Annotated in this window: 17 protein-coding genes and 3 pseudogenes; 10 read left to right on the top strand and 10 right to left on the bottom strand. The window is 36.3% G+C overall.

From position 1 onward, the window contains the following. Positions 1–44: 44 nt before the first annotated feature. Both NBW36_RS02540 and NBW36_RS02535 read right to left on the bottom strand, forming a co-directional pair. Entirely contained in the window at positions 45–1,811 is a 1,767-nt protein-coding gene (locus NBW36_RS02540; RefSeq protein WP_250239005.1) for a SurA N-terminal domain-containing protein, read from the bottom strand. A gap of 104 nt (positions 1,812–1,915) precedes the next feature. After that, positions 1,916–2,389, bottom strand: coding sequence for a YcxB family protein (locus tag NBW36_RS02535; RefSeq protein WP_250239003.1), 474 nt, complete (start codon positions 2,387–2,389; stop codon positions 1,916–1,918). Positions 2,390–2,561: 172 nt separating this feature from the next. On the opposite strand from NBW36_RS02535, the gene NBW36_RS02530 reads away from it, so the two are divergent. Both NBW36_RS02530 and NBW36_RS02525 read left to right on the top strand, forming a co-directional pair. Further along, entirely contained in the window at positions 2,562–3,962 is a 1,401-nt protein-coding gene (locus tag NBW36_RS02530) for a sodium:proton antiporter (RefSeq protein ID WP_250239002.1), read from the top strand. A 44-nt stretch (positions 3,963–4,006) separates the two neighbouring features. Beyond that, positions 4,007–4,756, top strand: a complete 750-nt coding sequence (locus NBW36_RS02525; protein WP_250239000.1) for a cell division protein FtsQ/DivIB — start codon at positions 4,007–4,009, stop codon at positions 4,754–4,756. Between the two features lie 109 nt (positions 4,757–4,865). On the opposite strand, the gene NBW36_RS02520 is transcribed toward NBW36_RS02525, so the two are convergent. From NBW36_RS02520 to NBW36_RS02495, 7 genes are all read right to left on the bottom strand, one after another. Further along, positions 4,866–5,180 (bottom strand): DUF167 domain-containing protein, encoded by a 315-nt coding sequence (locus NBW36_RS02520; protein WP_250238998.1) that lies wholly within the window; start codon positions 5,178–5,180, stop codon positions 4,866–4,868. A 273-nt stretch (positions 5,181–5,453) separates the two neighbouring features. Continuing rightward, a complete protein-coding gene (locus tag NBW36_RS02515; protein WP_250238996.1) occupies positions 5,454–5,645 on the bottom strand; it encodes a hypothetical protein in 192 nt (63 codons plus the stop codon). Between the two features lie 89 nt (positions 5,646–5,734). After that, on the bottom strand, positions 5,735–5,932 hold the full coding sequence (locus NBW36_RS02510) for a hypothetical protein (protein ID WP_250238994.1): 198 nt from the start codon (positions 5,930–5,932) through the stop codon (positions 5,735–5,737). A gap of 146 nt (positions 5,933–6,078) precedes the next feature. Beyond that, positions 6,079–8,028 (bottom strand): DNA topoisomerase (ATP-hydrolyzing) subunit B, encoded by a 1,950-nt coding sequence (gene gyrB / locus NBW36_RS02505; RefSeq protein WP_250238992.1) that lies wholly within the window; start codon positions 8,026–8,028, stop codon positions 6,079–6,081. Positions 8,029–8,133: 105 nt separating this feature from the next. Continuing rightward, on the bottom strand, positions 8,134–8,325 hold the full coding sequence (locus tag NBW36_RS02500) for a Smr/MutS family protein (RefSeq protein ID WP_250238990.1): 192 nt from the start codon (positions 8,323–8,325) through the stop codon (positions 8,134–8,136). Between the two features lie 520 nt (positions 8,326–8,845). Then, positions 8,846–8,986 (bottom strand): hypothetical protein, encoded by a 141-nt coding sequence (locus tag NBW36_RS05565; RefSeq protein ID WP_369127318.1) that lies wholly within the window; start codon positions 8,984–8,986, stop codon positions 8,846–8,848. A gap of 140 nt (positions 8,987–9,126) precedes the next feature. After that, on the bottom strand, positions 9,127–9,855 hold the full coding sequence (locus NBW36_RS02495; protein ID WP_252393351.1) for an IS256 family transposase: 729 nt from the start codon (positions 9,853–9,855) through the stop codon (positions 9,127–9,129). A 408-nt stretch (positions 9,856–10,263) separates the two neighbouring features. On the opposite strand from NBW36_RS02495, the gene NBW36_RS02490 reads away from it, so the two are divergent. The 7 genes and pseudogenes from NBW36_RS02490 to NBW36_RS02465 all read left to right on the top strand — a co-directional run bounded on the left by NBW36_RS02490 (position 10,264) and on the right by NBW36_RS02465 (position 16,275). Further along, positions 10,264–10,557 (top strand): hypothetical protein, encoded by a 294-nt coding sequence (locus NBW36_RS02490; RefSeq protein ID WP_250238988.1) that lies wholly within the window; start codon positions 10,264–10,266, stop codon positions 10,555–10,557. A 631-nt stretch (positions 10,558–11,188) separates the two neighbouring features. Then, positions 11,189–12,079: a hypothetical protein gene (locus NBW36_RS02485; protein WP_250238987.1), complete on the top strand. Its 891-nt coding sequence runs from the start codon at positions 11,189–11,191 to the stop codon at positions 12,077–12,079. A 363-nt stretch (positions 12,080–12,442) separates the two neighbouring features. Then, complete coding sequence (locus NBW36_RS02480; RefSeq protein ID WP_250238985.1) at positions 12,443–12,649, top strand: transposase; 207 nt, start codon at positions 12,443–12,445, stop codon at positions 12,647–12,649. A 168-nt stretch (positions 12,650–12,817) separates the two neighbouring features. Next, entirely contained in the window at positions 12,818–13,630 is an 813-nt protein-coding gene (locus NBW36_RS02475; RefSeq protein WP_252393352.1) for an IS256 family transposase, read from the top strand. A gap of 140 nt (positions 13,631–13,770) precedes the next feature. Further along, positions 13,771–13,911: a hypothetical protein gene (locus NBW36_RS05560; RefSeq protein ID WP_369127320.1), complete on the top strand. Its 141-nt coding sequence runs from the start codon at positions 13,771–13,773 to the stop codon at positions 13,909–13,911. Between the two features lie 109 nt (positions 13,912–14,020). Continuing rightward, positions 14,021–15,132 (top strand): annotated as a pseudogene (locus NBW36_RS02470) (IS256 family transposase); the annotation flags it as partial. Positions 15,133–15,249: 117 nt separating this feature from the next. Further along, a complete protein-coding gene (locus NBW36_RS02465; RefSeq protein WP_250238983.1) occupies positions 15,250–16,275 on the top strand; it encodes an IS5 family transposase in 1,026 nt (341 codons plus the stop codon). Positions 16,276–16,871: 596 nt separating this feature from the next. Here the strand turns inward: NBW36_RS02465 and NBW36_RS02460 are convergent. Continuing rightward, positions 16,872–16,979 (bottom strand): annotated as a pseudogene (locus NBW36_RS02460) (IS6 family transposase); the annotation flags it as partial. Between the two features lie 358 nt (positions 16,980–17,337). Between NBW36_RS02460 and NBW36_RS02455 the strand changes: the two are divergent. Beyond that, positions 17,338–17,445, top strand: a pseudogene (locus tag NBW36_RS02455) (IS6 family transposase); the annotation flags it as partial. Positions 17,446–17,463: the final 18 nt, after the last annotated feature.

The following is a 17,463-nucleotide window of genomic DNA, read 5'->3' as shown; positions in this document are numbered from 1 at the left end:
CATAGCAACCTGTATAAGGATGAGTAGGCTATGGATCAACCAGCTTATTCAACTTTATATCTTTCATCGGTAATTTGTGCCAATTCTTCCATCGCATTACTAACATAATAGGGTTGCATCCATCGTTCTATCTGCATCATCCGTTCATTATACTTTTCTTGTGTGGCTGCTCTATCCTTGTGTTTTACACAAGCAATGAAAATGCCTGTATCATCAATAACCGGATCACTTATAACATTTAACCTTAAGCCAAAACATTTTCCTACAAAAGCTTCGGCTTGTTTAAGATGAGGGTCGTCATTTTCCAAAAAGCGCAATCGTTCCACCGATTGTACGGTTATACCCTCACCATACTGTTCTGCTATATCTTGTAGCGCAGTAGCTTTAATTTGTTTGAGTTTATCTAAAATTACTTTAGATTTTTCTTGATGAAGCACTTTTTTATATACTTTTTGAAAAACTGAATCTAAAGGAACTAAATCACCTGCTTTTACCTGATCCACCATAACCGCTAATAGATAGGCATTCCCCAGATCAAAAAGCTGGGAAACCTTACCTACAATAGCCTCATTGTATAACCAGCGCACTACCTTTCGGGCATCTGCATACGCACCGATAGAGGCATCAGAGGGCATAAGGGTCTCTTTCTGAATGGATAAGTGCGCATTGGTAGCTAATTTTTTGAAATCATCCCATTTTTTTACTGAACCAGTAAGATGCATTACCTGCCTAAAATGCTTATTACGTGTATGGTCACTGATCATGGTCTTTTTCTCAATGACAGCTATTTCATAATGGTCTTTCTCTTTTTTAATCAGTTTATACAAGGTATGGAACGGATCATTCACGACGGGCCCTACCACCATACCTTCTTTTAAAGTATGCTTTATGGTTGCAAAGGCATTAGGCAACGTATCAGCTGTAGAAACCAAACGTGTATCTGCAAGATGACCATCTGTATGCTGTTTGGCAAAAGTATAAGGATCAGTTGTAGTGGCAAATTGAGTCACAAGGGAGTTTAGATCTTTTTGAAAATCAGAATTATCCTTTTCATCTGCTTGAATAGGAACAGTAATATACTCAATGGTTCTGCTTTCTGATAAAGATATATAATGGTTTTTATGGGCAGCCATGTAATCTCGTAATTGTTGATGGCTCAGTGGTACCAAATCATCTTTAACCGACGTAAAGGGAATATAGAGATAATCTACATTACAAAACTGGCTGGAATGTTGTGCAGTTTGCTCCGCTTCCAATGTGCTAGTAAAGCAACTTTGTGCCATGAGTTGATGTAACTTCTGTTTGGCCCTTTTTAGGGCAAGTCCTTTTTCAACCTGATACCACCATTCTTGTTCACGTTTAGATAAGTTATTGAGATAGGTCAATAATTTTTGCTTATCAAATGCAGCTGTTTTAGGGTCCTTAAAAGCGTCGAGCAGCTCAGAATCAATGTGGTTACCCTGCACCAAATCGACCAGCTCTTGGCTACCTACTGCAATGCCAGCCTGTTGTATTTCCTTGATATAAAGCAGGCGCTCAATCAATTGACGCCATGCATAATCACGAATCTGATCTTCTCTTGCTTGTTGCTTACCTTGACTGGCAAAATGCTGATAAATGGCTTCATAAGATTTTCGGTAATCCATATAACTGATTTTCTTACCAAATAGCCTACCAATTTGATCTTTGCTACTAAAAAGATAAGGGGCTATACGTTCCAGCCGATCACCCAAAAACATGACCACCAAACAAGAGACTACTATAACAACAAAAGTATTACCACTCTTTCTAATATTTGCAAGAATTGCCATTTATACAAACCATTTACATTAGATATTATCCACATACCCATCACGGCTACGAATTTACCGCCTAATAAGATAGGATCAAAATAGTGTTCCATTGCAAGCAGTGGTTACCTCAATATCCCTTTGCGCTGCAATACAGTTGTAAAAAATTTAATCTCATTATCCCCATGAAAGATTTTAAATGGAAGATAAAAAAACTGAACCTTAGATAATACCAATAAAAAGTATCCTTTTTTCTTATAAGCCTTTTTAATGTCTATCCATGGTATGGGCATCGTTTGTTTTGCATTGATCTGCATCATCAGATGCTGGTTATTGATTGCATAAGTTACGCGTTCAAACATAGGACGATTGGTATCTATCTGGGTAAGTCCATACAATTGAATCACCCAAAAAATTAGATAACAGGTAAAACCTATCATGCCAATCACCACAAACCAGATCGTTTTTATAAAAAAGGTACTGCTCGTAAAAAGAGCAAGCAGAGGGAAAATCCACCACTGCATGCGTAAAATATTTTGTAGCCCTAATTTTACATAAAGGCTGTTCGACATTTTATACTTTTTTGTTTTGACAATCATAATGTTCAAAATAATAACTAAATAAAGAGCGTTGCATAGGCTGGTTGGCTAGGCTATTGCTTTTTTACTTAATCCCTGGTGAATATAGTGATTTTACCTATAACTTTAAGTATATTGCTTGTGCTTAGTTATTGCGATAGGCTTACCATAAAACCTAGAATCTATGTTTGCTATGCTACCATTATTATGCCATAAAACTGCTATGGCTACGCTATCAAATGGAATCCAGTGTGGTACTGCTGCAGGTAGTAGCCTAATGGCTCCTCCATTTTGGTTGGCCATGCCTTTTATAGGTTTATTGTTGATGATTGCTACTGGTCCACTTTTTTTCGCTGATTTTTGGCACAAACATTATCCAAAGGTAGCCATATTGTTGGCTACTTTTGTGATGGCTTACTATTGTATCGTGCTGGAAAATAAGATAAAGCCTATAGAAGCAGCAGTGGAATACATACAGTTTATGGCTTTGATTACTGCTTTATACATTGCAACCGGTGGTATTGCCATTAAAGTACATGCACGTGCTACCCCACTGGCCAACATGATTTTACTCTTCATAGGGGCCTTATTTGCCAATTTAATTGGGACAACGGGTGCTTCTATGCTTTTCATACGTCCTTATCTAGACTTAAATAAAGACCGCATTAAAGTCTACCATGTTGTCTTTTTCATCTTTATCGTTAGCAATATAGGGGGCGCATTAACACCTATTGGAGATCCCCCCTTGTTTCTAGGGTTTCTCAAAGGGGTACCTTTTGAATGGACTTTAATACACAATAGTCTGCCTTGGCTGGTGGCCCTTTTGATGCTGTTATCTATTTTTTACTTTTTTGAGCGCAGCAATAAGGTAGTGTTAGATGGTAAGGCTTACCAAGGAAGCATCTCTATGGCAGGTGGTAAAAATATAATTTGGTTGGTCATAATTATTGGTGCCGTCTTTTTAGATCCAACCATTTTCTCTTGGTTGCCTACTATTGATTACCATGGCCATCCTATTTCTTTTGTACGTGAGTTGATGATGCTGACCGTAGCCACTCTTGCCTATTATACTACCAACAAACAGGTACTGCTATCGAATGGATTTAGTTTTGCGCCTTTAAATGAGGTCTGTCTAATCTTTATAGGTATTTTCGGTACCATGATTCCGGCACTTGAATTAATTGGTAGATTTGCTGCATCTGAAATGGGCAAACCGTTGATTACGCCTACTACTTTATACTGGGGGACCGGATTTTTTTCCTCTGTTTTGGATAATGCACCTACCTATCTAAACTTTGTAGCGGCCAGCATGGCCGCACAAGGGGCAAGTGTTCAAATGGTAGCCAATGTGCAAGCCTATGCAACAGGAGGCATCTACCCTGATTCAGTCATTCGATTAAGTGCGATTGCCTTAGCTTCCGTTTTTTTTGGTGCCATGACCTATATTGGCAATGGTCCTAACTTTATGGTTAAAGCTATTGCGGAGCAAGCAGGCATCACCATGCCTTCTTTCGGCCACTATATGGTTCGGTTTTCTCTACCTATTTTGCTTCCTCTTCTTTTTATGATTTGGATCTTTTTTTTCGCATCGTAACCCAATAAGGATCTACCTAGGATCATAGGCTATACATCATCAAAATGGGTCAAATAGTAAGCAGGGTAGTCACTTTATTTTTAACAATTGGTCTATGCTTGTCGCTATTATTTGCGCAAAAAAAGCATGCTACTTTAGTATGCAAAGATATAGAAATAGCTATCAAGAGTGATCCAGAACAATCTTTTATAACGCCCAAGGATATAGTTGATCTATTGCAATCAACGCATCACATCTCTTTACGTAAGACGCCACTAAAAAATATTAACGCTTATGCCATACAACATCAACTTAAAAGCCACCCGCTTATAAAGAATGTATTGGTTTATAAAACTTGGAGCGGTACTTTAAAAATCTGTTTAGAAACCAAATATTTTATTGCCCGTATCATTAGCCTAATGGCGCCAAATGTTGCGCAGATCTATCTGGATGAACAAGGTGGCTTGATAGCGCTTAAAGATCTACCACTACTTCGACTGCTTGTTGTGACTGGTGACCATATAGCGACAGAAAACAAAAAGTTATGCGATCAGGGATTATTGGCGTTGTTACACTACATCTATCAGGATGCCTTTTGGAGACGGCAGATTACAAGCTTACAAGTAGAAACGAATGGTAAAATCATGCTTGGTGCGCAAATAGGTGGCCATCGAGTAGTATTTGGAAAGGCAGAACACATAGACGAAAAGTTTAAGAAACTATGGCTTTTTTATAGTCAGGTTATGCCTTATAAAGGCTGGAGGGCTTACGGTCGTGTAAACTTAGAGTTTGAGCATCAGTTAATTTGTGAATAAAAACATTATGTACCACTGACTTAAACAGATACAGGCGCCATACCAGTGGTTTATACACGCAGCTGCAATAAAATATATTTTTCTTAAGCCCCCCATTGACTGAACGATATTAAAAAAGCGTAGGCAATAGGGTCCGCTTCGGTAATTTCTCAGCCAATAGAGCAGACCATGGTGCGATCTTAAAAGTTTTGTGGCGTGCAGTAGCACCACTTATTAAAGTAATATTGCTTTTGGCTATATCCAATGTTTTAGCTAATAGTGCGATAATGGCTTTGTTGGCTTTAACCCCTTCAGGAGGGGCCATAATACGGAGCTGTAATATATACTTGTTTCCTTCCTTTATCCAGTATTCAAGTTTGTCTTGATGGCTTTTAGGTTTTGCATAGATATGCAAAAAATAGGCTGAGGTACTAAATATGGTCACTTCAACTTTTGGTTATTAGAAGGAATGCAAAAGTAGGTCTACCCTTAAAGCTGGAAAGCCAGAAGCCACGCCGCAGCCCCATTAAACTGATTTTCTGGTCATCTTTAAAGGCACACTTCCTGATTGCAACTTGTACAAGGAGCCGTTTTTTTCTTTTTCGGAGTACAGCGTTTCCATATGGCTGAACGGAGGCCTTGTTCTAGCCCTTTGTTATAGTAATCTTATAATACAAACGTACAACGCATATAGTTTTAATCTATGGTTCATTCAGTACTAAAATAGTAGAGGAGCGATCTTTTTTATCCAAGGTTTCAATAGACACTTGGCTATAATAGATAAGGAAGCCCGTTTCATAACATCATATAGCTCCTCTTTAATCTTTGTTTTACCTGTATTAGATATAAAAAGCCATACAGAAAGCCCACCCAAAAGTGTACCCCAACCTAATAATAATTTTTTAGACATAGATTACAGGGATTAAGTGCGTGCGGTAAGGGAATCAATAAACCAACGGTTTTTTGATTCCCTATTGCATTCCATTAGTCTTAGTTAGGTTATCCCTTAACAGCGCTTTTAACCCCATGAATGGCTTCCTCGACTTTTTCAGAAGATGACCTAACACAACCAGAAAGCCGCTTGGCTTTATTGTGGATGGCTTTGGTGATTTTTTTCTTGGTATCATCGCAGACTAAAAAACCCAATACAGAGCCTAATACCACGCCCAACACTAGGCAATATGCATTTTTAAACATAATGTTACTTTTATTAAAGTGTTAAACCGTTAAATAAAAATGAACTACTCTATCGAAATTTACAAATTTTCACTCAATAAAGCTATGAAAACATACAATTATAATACCCTGCCAATAGGGTGACCAAATGACCAATCAGTTGAAATCTAAATATCCAGTTTAGCATATTTAGCATAACGTTCTATAAATTCTCTACGAGGCGGTACTTCATCGCCCATTAACATGGAAAATAGGTGTTCTGCAGCCAGTGCAGAGGCTATGGTTACCTGTTTTAGGTTGCGGCGGGTTGGGTTCATAGTGGTATCCCAGAGTTGGATTTCATTCATCTCACCCAAACCTTTATAACGCTGTACAAATACGGCATCCACTTTTCCATCTTTAAGGCTAAATTGGGTTACCCATTCTTCTTTGTCTGATTCTGTCCAGCAATACTGCTCTTCTTTGTCTCGTTTCACCAGGTAGAGTGGGGGAGAGGCAATATAAAGGTATCCCTTTTCTATAATGTCCCGCATATAACGGAAGAAAAAGGTTAAAATAAGGGTACGAATATGGCTTCCATCTACATCTGCATCAGTCATAATCACAATTTTATGGTAGCGTAATTTATCTAGATGCATCGCTTGATCATTCCCATCTGTGCCCATGGTGACGCCTAGTGCAGTGATCATATTTCTAACTTGCTCATTATCATATATTTTGTATGCTTGTGCTTTTTCTACATTTAGAATTTTACCCTTTAAGGGAAGAATGGCTTGGAATCTTCTGTTTCTACCCATTTTAGCTGTACCGCCAGCGGAATCACCCTCTACCAAAAATAGCTCACAAAGAGCAGGGTCCCGTTCGGAACAATCTGCTAATTTACCAGGCAAGCTGTTGCTTATCAACACATTTTTGCGTTGGACCATTTCACGTGCTTTTCGGGCCGCTTGTCGGGCTTGGGCTGCTATGATAACTTTATTAATAATTAGTTTCGCTTCCTTGGGGTGTTCTTCTAAGTAGTAATGTAATACTTCGGCTACACAGCTTTCTACAGCGCCTTGTACCTCTGCATTCCCTAGTTTGGTTTTCGTTTGCCCTTCAAACTGAGGCTCTGCTACCTTTACACAGATTACAGCGGTTAAACCTTCTCGAAAGTCATCTCCAATGATCTCTATTTTGGCTTTCTCTAATAAACCAGATTTATCTGCATAGCTTTTTAAAGTGCGGGTTAAGGCTCTTTTAAATCCAGTGACATGCATGCCCCCTTCGATAGTATGTATGTTATTAACATAGGAGACTACGGTTTCAGAATAGCCTGTATTGTAGGTCATTGCAACCTGTACCATTACATTATTTTTTTCCCCTTCTACAAGAATAGGGGCAGGCATAATAGAAGCCTTAGTGCTGTCCAAGTGGGCCACAAACTCCAGTAGCCCCCCTTCAGAGTGAAAGGTTTGCCTGAAAGGATTGCCTTGCGCATCTCGTTCACGGTGATCCTCTAGTTGCATCTTTAGCCCTACATTTAAATAGGCCAGTTCTTGTAGTCTACCTGCAATAGTATAGAGGTTATAGACTGTAGTGGTAAAAATAGAGCTATCTGGAACAAAATACACCGTAGTACCACGTAGGTCTGTAGTACCTATTTCTTTAACAGGGTAACGTGGAATGCCTTGGGCATATGCTTGTTTGTAGATCTTTCCATTTCGGTATACGGTAACCTCTAAGTGAGCGGATAATGCGTTAACACAGGAAACCCCTACACCATGCAAGCCTCCAGAAATTTTATAGGTATCCTTGTCAAATTTACCACCTGCATGCAATACGGTCATGACCACTTCCAAGGCTGATTTTTGTTCTTTTGGATGTATCTCAGTAGGGATACCACGACCATCATCCCATACAGTAATAGCATTATTCTCGTGGATGGTAATGCCAATTTTAGTGCAATAGCCTGCTAAAGACTCATCAATAGAGTTGTCTACTACCTCCCAAACAAGATGGTGTAATCCCTTTATGCCTACATCCCCAATGTACATGGCAGGACGTTTTCGAACCGCTTCTAGCCCTTTTAGGATTTGAATATTATCTGCTGAATAGTCATTAATGGTTAGGGTCATTTTTAAAAGCTGGTTTAAAAAAAAATTTATATGCGAAGATAATAGGTTTCATCAAAAGGAACACTATATTTCAACTATTGTCATACCAGCCATAAGGGGTGTTCCTTATAAATAGTCTCGTATGACACTACGCAAAATGCCCCTTCCCCGCCCATGGATGATTTTTAATCGACTATGACCCAATAGCAATGAACGATATAGAAATTTTTCTAATGCCAACAGTGCTTGCGCTTTGTTGAAACCATGCAGATCAAGTGTTGGATCGGCTTGCGTAAAATGGTGCACGAATGGTAACATGATTGGGCTGCTTAACTTTTGCTCGTATAGATGGAGGAGGTTTTACTAATTCAACAGCTTGAATCGGAAAATAAACATGTATCTTATATCTTAGTATTAAATAACAACTTATAGATGAGGGTAGTTGAAATGTTGATCAAGCGCATGTGGTTTAGGTTAACCAAACAGAAAACTATATTGATAAGCAGGTTACTTGAGAGTAACTGGACTTTATTTTAATAGTCGAAGAAAGAGTAAGCACCTGCTTATAATTATTTTTTCTTTGCATAAATAGCAGAAGAAGTTGTTTAACTTTCTTGTACGAATAAGAATAAAGAAATTTAATTATAATATACCATGAATACAATATTAGGATTGGATGTAAGCAAAAAATCGCTTGATGTATGCATCTATAATTCACAAACTAAGCTTATATATCAAAAATTTAGTAATGATGATAAAGGGCATAAAGCGCTTATTAATTACTTAGATCAGTCACCCCGGCTCTGTCCACTTAAGTGTGTAAATTATTTTTTTGGTTTTATTCAATTCTGTTTTCAAATTTAATTAAAAAATGTGCCATAGCCTCGCTCCAGTTATGAATAGAGGTGGTCCATTTTCTAGTCATGTAGTTAATAGTTAGATATAATGTTTTAAAAACAGCTAGATCGTTAGGGAACACTCTTTTATTTTTGGTAACTCTACGAAATTGGCTATTTACAGATTCCAAACATTTGTTGTGTAAATGACCTTACGTATGGCATTAGGGTACTGTAAAAATACCATCAGATTATCCCAGTTAGCATACCAAGATTGGGCTATTTATGGGTATTGTTGATTCCACTTAGTAGCAAAAGCTTCTAAGGCCATCAATGCTTCTTGCTCGGTAACTGCTGTATAAATTGGTTTTAAATCAGCAACTAATACCTTTCTATGTTTATAAGAAACATACTGCAAACTACCCCTAATTGCATGAACAATACAGAGCTGATGTTCCGTTTTTGGGTATACAGCAGCAATGGCCTCAGACATGCCTGACAAATTATCTGTACATGCAATGAGCATATCGTTCATACCCCGATTTTTGAGTTCTGTCAAATTGCCTAACCAAAATTTAGCCCCTTCATTTTCACTCATCCAAAGCCCTAAAACATCCTTTATGCCAGATCTATCTATACCTAAAGCGACATAGACTGCCTTGTTGATGATGCGCTTATCTTGTCTAACTTTAACTACAAAGCAATCAAAAAAAACAATAGAATAGACTGATTCTAAGGGACGATTTTGCCATATCTTAATATCTTCAATAACAGAGTCTGTGATGTTACTTATCAGGCTTTCACTTACTTCTGCGCCATATAATTCCTGTATTTGAATCTGAATATCTGATAGACTCATACCTTTAGCATATAATGCTTTTTCTACAAGACGCTTACTTAATTGTTTGAGTAAGCCGTCTTGATCAAAAAGTCTGGAAAGGTCTACACCTGATTCTATCAGTACATCTATGGCCTTGCTTATCCCATCTTTAACTGTCTCTTTTCTTTTCATTGTTTTAAGTGTTATGATTTAGGTAAAGATAAATCCTAAAAAATATTTACACACTTAAAACAAAAGACCCTCTTTCTACTTTTTAGAATTTTGTTATGCTAATGGCCGAATAATACCCAATATATATCCAAAACTTCACTTAAAAGAAAAGACGTTACTAACGAAAATATAGAAGCGACAGAACCAAAAATCTTTATTTATCCAATTGTATTGCAGTATACAAATACTCTGCTACTTAAAAATGATATAAAATTTCCATATGGGATACTTGTATAATTATATAAAATTACTTAAAATTGCTATCTAAATGAAGTGTTGCAAGCTCCAGTTTATAGGCTTATGCCTTAGATGGTAGCTATATAAGCATCGATTAAACCAATAGAAACCCATACGAAAACCTTATTAAAAATGGAACACAACATAAAAATATTTTCAAAGCGTACTGTATTGTACTTTGCTATAGTAGTTTTAAGTGGAGCTGAATGCAAAAATAGACTAACAGATAGACTAATTGCAGATATAGATGGGGATAATGCAACAACAATACAACAGGAACAACAACAGCAGGGCAAAGACAACCAAGCACAGGTCATAGTTGACAGTGTGGATAATAAAACATCGGAACAAAACAAATCCCACACCGCATTAGAAACTAGCGGACAAAAACAAGAAAGCCAAAGTACACAACAACTTAACAGTTAGAATAATAAAACATCGGACAAAACAAATCCGATAATCCAGAAGAAGGCGATCGGAAAACAATAAAAAGAAACAATAAAAAGCAAATGCACAAGAAATAAAAGAAACGAATTTATTAAAAAAATCTCAACCACCTAAAAATAAAAAAAACACAGAAATAATGACATCTTTAGGAAGCTGTTTGCCAAGGCAGTTGACACTATTGGATGCACAGGTATATTTTATCTACCAATACAACGTTCTTAATAATCAGCACACTAAATTAACACATATGTATCCATTCAGCGATCTAGTAAAATGGCCTAAAGATAAGAAAAAAATTTACCATTGCCTTGCTACCTGTTCAGCACTGTGATGGAAATCTGCTTCCCGGCATACTTTTAGGCCATTTTTTTAGCATAAAAGTGTAAGTTTTAATGCATTTCCTTAAAAAATTAGAAAAAATGCGCTTTCTGCCACAGCGCTTAACGGATACTGCCTTGAACAGATACACACATATAAACAATCAAAATAACCGATACTAGTTAAATGCATGGTATTAAATTTATATTCATACAATATTTTTTGCTTAACCTTTTTAATAGCCACTAATTGCAACAGTATTAAAAAAAGCAACTTACCCATACCAGATCCAATGGGTCAGAAAAAGCCATGTGTAATCATGTCATTAGTAGGCCCCTATGCCCAACTGCGCACTGGGCCGAACAATATACTCTATGTAGAGACAACTGATCCAAACCTTCAGGCCAACCAAGACGGCACATCTATCACCGTCACTCCAACAAACCCTAACAGCACCATAGAGGTGAGATTTAATAGTGGCACCCAATCTACACCTACTCAACCACAACAAACACAGAAACAAACAACAGAAACAAACAACAGAAACAACACAGAAACAGAAACGCAAGGTAGCGATGTATTGGAACAACCCAATCAGAATAAAGTATATGTTGTACCAGAACAACCCTCAACCATGCCTCAAGCTGCTTTGGGAAGCAGTAATAACACTAACCAGACGTTTGGTACAGCGGAAAATCATGGCCCTATATCCACCAATAGATTGCCTCAACCAAGCCAAAATATGATGCTAGGCGGTCCTAAAGAGGAGAGGCGTGATGGTGACAAGGTAACAGGCCCAAATTCCCAACTTAATAATAGCCGATTAGACAACGTTGATGAACAAGATAGTATGCAAGAACAAGTTGAGCCATCGTCTTCTGATCAACAAGATAGTGTGCAACTATCAAACAATACAACAAGACAGGACAGACCACTAGATCAAAATCTACAACCTACATCACAAGGTCTATTCGAGAGATTCTCCCAAGAAAAGAGTGAGCATTTGCTCTGCGAGCAAAAAGACGAAATTTATATCAACAGAATATTCGGAGGAAGACGGAAAAGAAGCTCATACATATACAAAATCCCAGTTGATCTTCTTAAAAATTTTTCAGCAAGTGATTTGGAAGCCTGTGACCTATCTAATTCACCACTTTTGCAGGCCGTTGCAATAGAAAACTAAGTTTCTATAAGATAGAGGTAATTATCGCCTAATAGTTACTTTTAAGTATTAAAAATACATAAACAATAATATTTCTAGTCTAGAAGCATTACAAATATGTCCGAATTATTATATTAAAACTATGTAAAATTTTCTATTGCAACGGCCTCTTTTGTGTAAATAGTCGTCCCTGAAATATTATATATTTATTTGTTAATCAAGATAAATATGATTAAATTTTTATTATAGAATAACCAAATTTTGCGTTATTTTTTATAAAAACCTTGTAAAATAAGGATGAAATCTAAGAGATTGGGTCTTTTGTTTTAAGTGTATAAATATTTTTTAGGATTTATCTTTACCTAAATCATCACACTTAAAACAATGAAAAGAAAAGAAACAGTTAAAGATGGGATAAGCAAGGCCATAGATGTACTGATAGAATCAGGTGTAGACCTTTCCAGACTTTTTGATCAAGACGACTTACTCAAACAATTAAGTAAGCGTCTTGTAGAAAAAGCATTACAGTCACAAATGGATGACCATTTAGGTTATAACGTGAGTTCGGGATTAGATTATTTTTTCATTTGATAATCAATATCAATGAAAATTTATAAAATTTGTTTTATTAGACAATTAAATAGGTAGTTGAATAACAAATAATTCTGGTAATCAGTTTATTATATATGTTATATTTATAAAATTAGATATAAAAATTTGTTAAATAAGTGCAAATATTAACTAAATAATTGATATTAAATTGTTGTAAATCAGTCAAATAAATCCCGAACTCACGTTTATAATAAGTATGCACGTAGTGATTCAGAGAATGTACGTAATGGATTATCCAGTAAGCAAGTTATTACTGATAATGGCGTTATATCGGTTGAAGTACCCAGAGGTAGAGCATCGACTTTTGAACCTATTTTATTGCCTAAGCGTCAAACAAGAATTTCTGGTTTGGATGATAAGATCTTATCTTTATATGCTAAAGGTATGAGTCTGTCAGATATTCAGATTCAAATACAGGGATTATATGGCGCAGAAGTAAGTGAAAGCCTGATAAGTAACATCACAGACTCTGTTATTGAATATGTTAAGATATGGCAAAATCGTCCCTTAGAATCAGTCTATTCTATTGTTTTTTTTGATTGCTTTGTAGTTAAAGTTAGACAAGATAAGCGCATCATCAACAAGGCAGTCTATGTCGCTTTAGGTATAGATAGATCTGGCATAAAGGATGTTTTAGGGCTTTGGATGAGTGAAAATGAAGGGGCTAAATTTTGGTTAGGCAATTTAACAGAACTCAAAAATCGGGGTATGAACGATATGCTCATTGCATGTACAGATAATTTGTCAGGCATGTCTGAGGCCATTGCTACTGTATACCCAAAAACGGAACATCAGCTCTGTGTTGTTCATGCAATTAGGGGTAGTTTGCAGTATGTTTCTTATAAACATAGAAAGGTATTAGTTGCTGATTTAAAACCAATTTATACAGCAGTTACCGAGCAAGAAGCATTGATGGCCTTAGAAGCTTTTGCTACTAAGTGGAATCAACAATACCCATAAATAGCCCAATCTTGGTATGCTAACTGGGATAATCTGATGGTATTTTTACAGTACCCTAATGCCATACGTAAGGTCATTTACACAACAAATGTTTGGAATCTGTAAATAGCCAATTTCGTAGAGTTACCAAAAATAAAAGAGTGTTCCCTAACGATCTAGCTGTTTTTAAAACATTATATCTAATTATTAACTACATGACTAGAAAATGGACCACCTCTATTCATAACTGGAGCAAGGCTATGGCACATTTTTTAATTAAATTTGAAAACAGAATTGAATAAAACCAAAAAATAATTTACACACTTAAGTGGACAGTGGAAGTGTTCTATAAACTGTGTCAAGGCGATAAAAGGTTATAAATTAATTAAATAAACATTAAAGGTTTTAGACATGGAAGAAAATAAGAACAATTCCTATGTTGGTTTAGTAGATTACAAATTTCTGTAGGAAAATATTTTGTGCTCTATCCGTTTAGGTAAGCCTTTAACAGGAAAAGGTGGTGCTTTAACGCCTCTGATAAAAAAGCTTCTAGAGGCAAGTCTAGAAGGTGAAATACCACACCATTTATCTAGTGATTCAACAGAAAATAATAGAAGAAATGGCAAAAGCTCTAAAACTTTACGTACGAGTTCTGGTTCCTTTGATCTGCTAACTCCTAGGGATAGGACAGGTAGTTTCGATCCACAAATAGTTAAAAAGCGTCAAACAAGCCTACATCCTGAGCTGGAAAGCAAGATCTTAAGCATGTTTTCTAGTGGTATGAGCTATAAATCTATAGCCGTTCATGTTGAAGAGATCTATGATCATAAAGTATCAGCTGCTGAAATATCATCTATTACAGATAGCTTGTTACCGATAATAAATGAATGGCGTAACCGCCCTCTTCAATCAGTTTATCCGATAGTTTTCATGGATGGGATATTTTTTAAGGTAAAAGAAGATGGCAGATGTGTAAGCAAATGCATGTATACCTTATTAGGCATAGATCAAGAGGGTAAAAAAGAAGTATTGGGATTTTATTTGTCTGAAAGTGAGGGGGCTAACTTCTGGTTGGGTGTACTTAACGAGCTTAAGGAAAGAGGTGTAGAAGATATCCTTATTGCCTGTGTTGATGGCCTAAAAAGCTTTCCTTCAGCCATAAATAGCGTTTTCCCTAATGCACAAGTGCAGGTCTGTGTAGTACATCAGATACGAAACTCACTCAAGTATGTAGCTAGCAAAGACGTAAAACGTTTTTTAACTGATTTAAAGCAAATATATCAAGCTTCAAGTAAGGAAGTTGCTGAGCATTATCTATTGGAATTAGAAGAAAAATGGGGGGGGGGAAGTATCCAATGGTTACCAAATCTTGGCAAAATAATTGGGAACATTTGTCTGGTTATTTTAAGTATTCAGATCCTGTCAGAAGGCTAATTTATACCACCAATCCTATAGAAAGCTTGCATAGGCAGATTAAGAAGTTTACCAAGACAAAAGGAGCGTTTACCAGTATAAATGCTTTGAGGTTGTTGCAATAGAGTTTTAAGCTTTGTTATAAAAAGTGACTTTTAGTGTTATACAATGGTTAAATTAGGTTGATTCTTTAATCGTTTAAACTTAAGCTTTTTAATAATATTGTTATGGCCGTCAAAACAAATAATCAATTAAGTTTTGCAGATATTTCAGCCAGTCGACGTAAGTGTAAGCATACTTTTTTCGATCAGCTTAATAAGCTGATTACTTGGAAAGTAATAGAAAAAGAACTTTTCTTGTATTATCCTAAAGGTTTGTGTTTATCAGGAAAGGCAGCTTATAGCCCGCTTCTTTTATTTAAAATGCTGTTGCTTCAAACATGGTATGCTCTGAGTGACTATCAAGTAGAAGAAGAAGTAAATGATCGTATCACTTTCAGCAGATTTTGTCGTATTTCCATGGATAGTTCTGTTCCAGATCATAGCGTATTAAGCAGGTTTAGGACTGCGCTTACGGAGAAGCAGGTCCTAGAAAGGTTATTGAAAATAATTAACGATCAACTATCTAGTCATGGTGTATTAGTTCAACATGGTGCAGTTGTTGATGCCTCTATTACGCCTACCGCTAGGCGCCCTAAAGGTAAAAAAAGCTATGATCTCCATGAAGATGGCACTATAACTGTAGCCGAAAGTTATCAAAAAGGTGTAGATCCAGAAGCGAGTTGGACAAAAAAAGGAGATAATCTCTACTATGGGTATAAGCGTCACATCCTTGTGGAAAGTAAAGAAGGCTTAGTCCTAGCAGTCAGTACCACAAAAGCATCTAGTCATGATAATGCTCATTTACAAGTCTTATTGGATAAAGTAGAGCTAAAAGTAGGTAGTAGGCTATATGCAGATAAGGGCTATAGCGGATCACCTAATGAAACCTTATTAAAGAATAAAGCCTTAAAATCAGCTATTCAGAAGAAAGCTACTAGAAATAATCCTTTATCACCTACTGCTAAACGGTTTAATACATTGGTAGCTAAAACCAGGTATAAAGTAGAACGTGTATTTGGAAGTATTAAAAGTTGGTTCCGAAGCTCAGGAGCTCACTACATAGGACTTGCTAAAACTCATACGCAACACGTTATCGAAGCAATAGCCTATAACTTATACAGGTCGCCAAATATCATATTAAGAGGTCTTTAGGGGAATGGTCTGTCTAAAATGCAATAAAAGTACGTGAAAATCAATAAATAATAAAATTAATACCACTTTAATACCAAAAATCAGTCTAAACAACCCTAAAAATATTATAATAGAAATCTATCACAACGGCCTCGTTCTGTTTTCCCGAATACGGCGGTCCGACAGTCTTCTTCATAAACCTTGCACAACTCTCCCAGTATACTTAATCATTCCACTACCAATGTACAACATCCCCATTGTATAGAGTTTGCTATTGGGATAGCTTTGCCACCCACACCCACGGCCTTTTCTTCTATGGGTTAAGTATCTGCGAAATCGGTTATTAACGTGAGTTCTGGATTTATTTGACTGATTTACAACAATTTAATATCAATTATTTAGTTAATATTTGCACCTATTTAATAAGTTTTTATATCTAATTTTATAAATATAATATATATAATAAACTGATTATCAGAATTATTTTTTATTCAACTACCTATTTAACTGTCTATAAAACAAATATTATAAATTTTTATTAATATTGATTATCAAATGAAAAAATAATCTAATCCCGAACTCACGTTTTAAGTGAAGTTTTGGATATATATTGGTTATTATTCGGCCACTAGCATAACAAAATTCTCAAAAGTAGAAAGATGATTTTTAGTTCCGATTACTTGTCCTTTTTGAATCATAGGAATGTTTTCTATCCCTGCAATGGTCTAGAGTAAAGAAATGGTTGGACCACTTAAAATTAAGCATATCTATTGCTTCTGATTGCTCGCAATACAGTAGCTGACTAACTTGATTCTTCATTGTTTACCCATTCCCTTCTCATCCCACCGTACGTTCAGTTTTCCCGAATACGGCGGTCCGACAGTCTTCTTCATAAACCTTGCACAACTTTCTCAGGATACTTAATCATTCCACTACCAATTACAACATCCCCTGAACGTACCTTGGGATGAGAAGGGAATGGGTAAACAATGAAGAATCAAGTTAGTCAGCTACTGTATTGCGAGCAATCAGAAGCAATAGATATGCTTAATTTTAAGTGGTCCAACCATTTCTTTACTCTAGACCATTGCAGGGATAGAAAACATTCCTATGATTCAAAAAGGACAAGTAATCGGAACTAAAAATCATCTTTCTACTTTTGAGAATTTTGTTATGCTAGTGGCCGAATAATAACCAAAGTTTCAGGTA

Origin of the sequence: Cardinium endosymbiont of Oedothorax gibbosus, assembly GCF_936981045.1 — a bacterium.
Lineage (GTDB): Bacteria > Bacteroidota > Bacteroidia > Cytophagales > Amoebophilaceae > Cardinium.
Note: the sequence above shows the minus strand (reverse complement) of the source record. Positions and strands in the feature narration are given on the sequence as shown.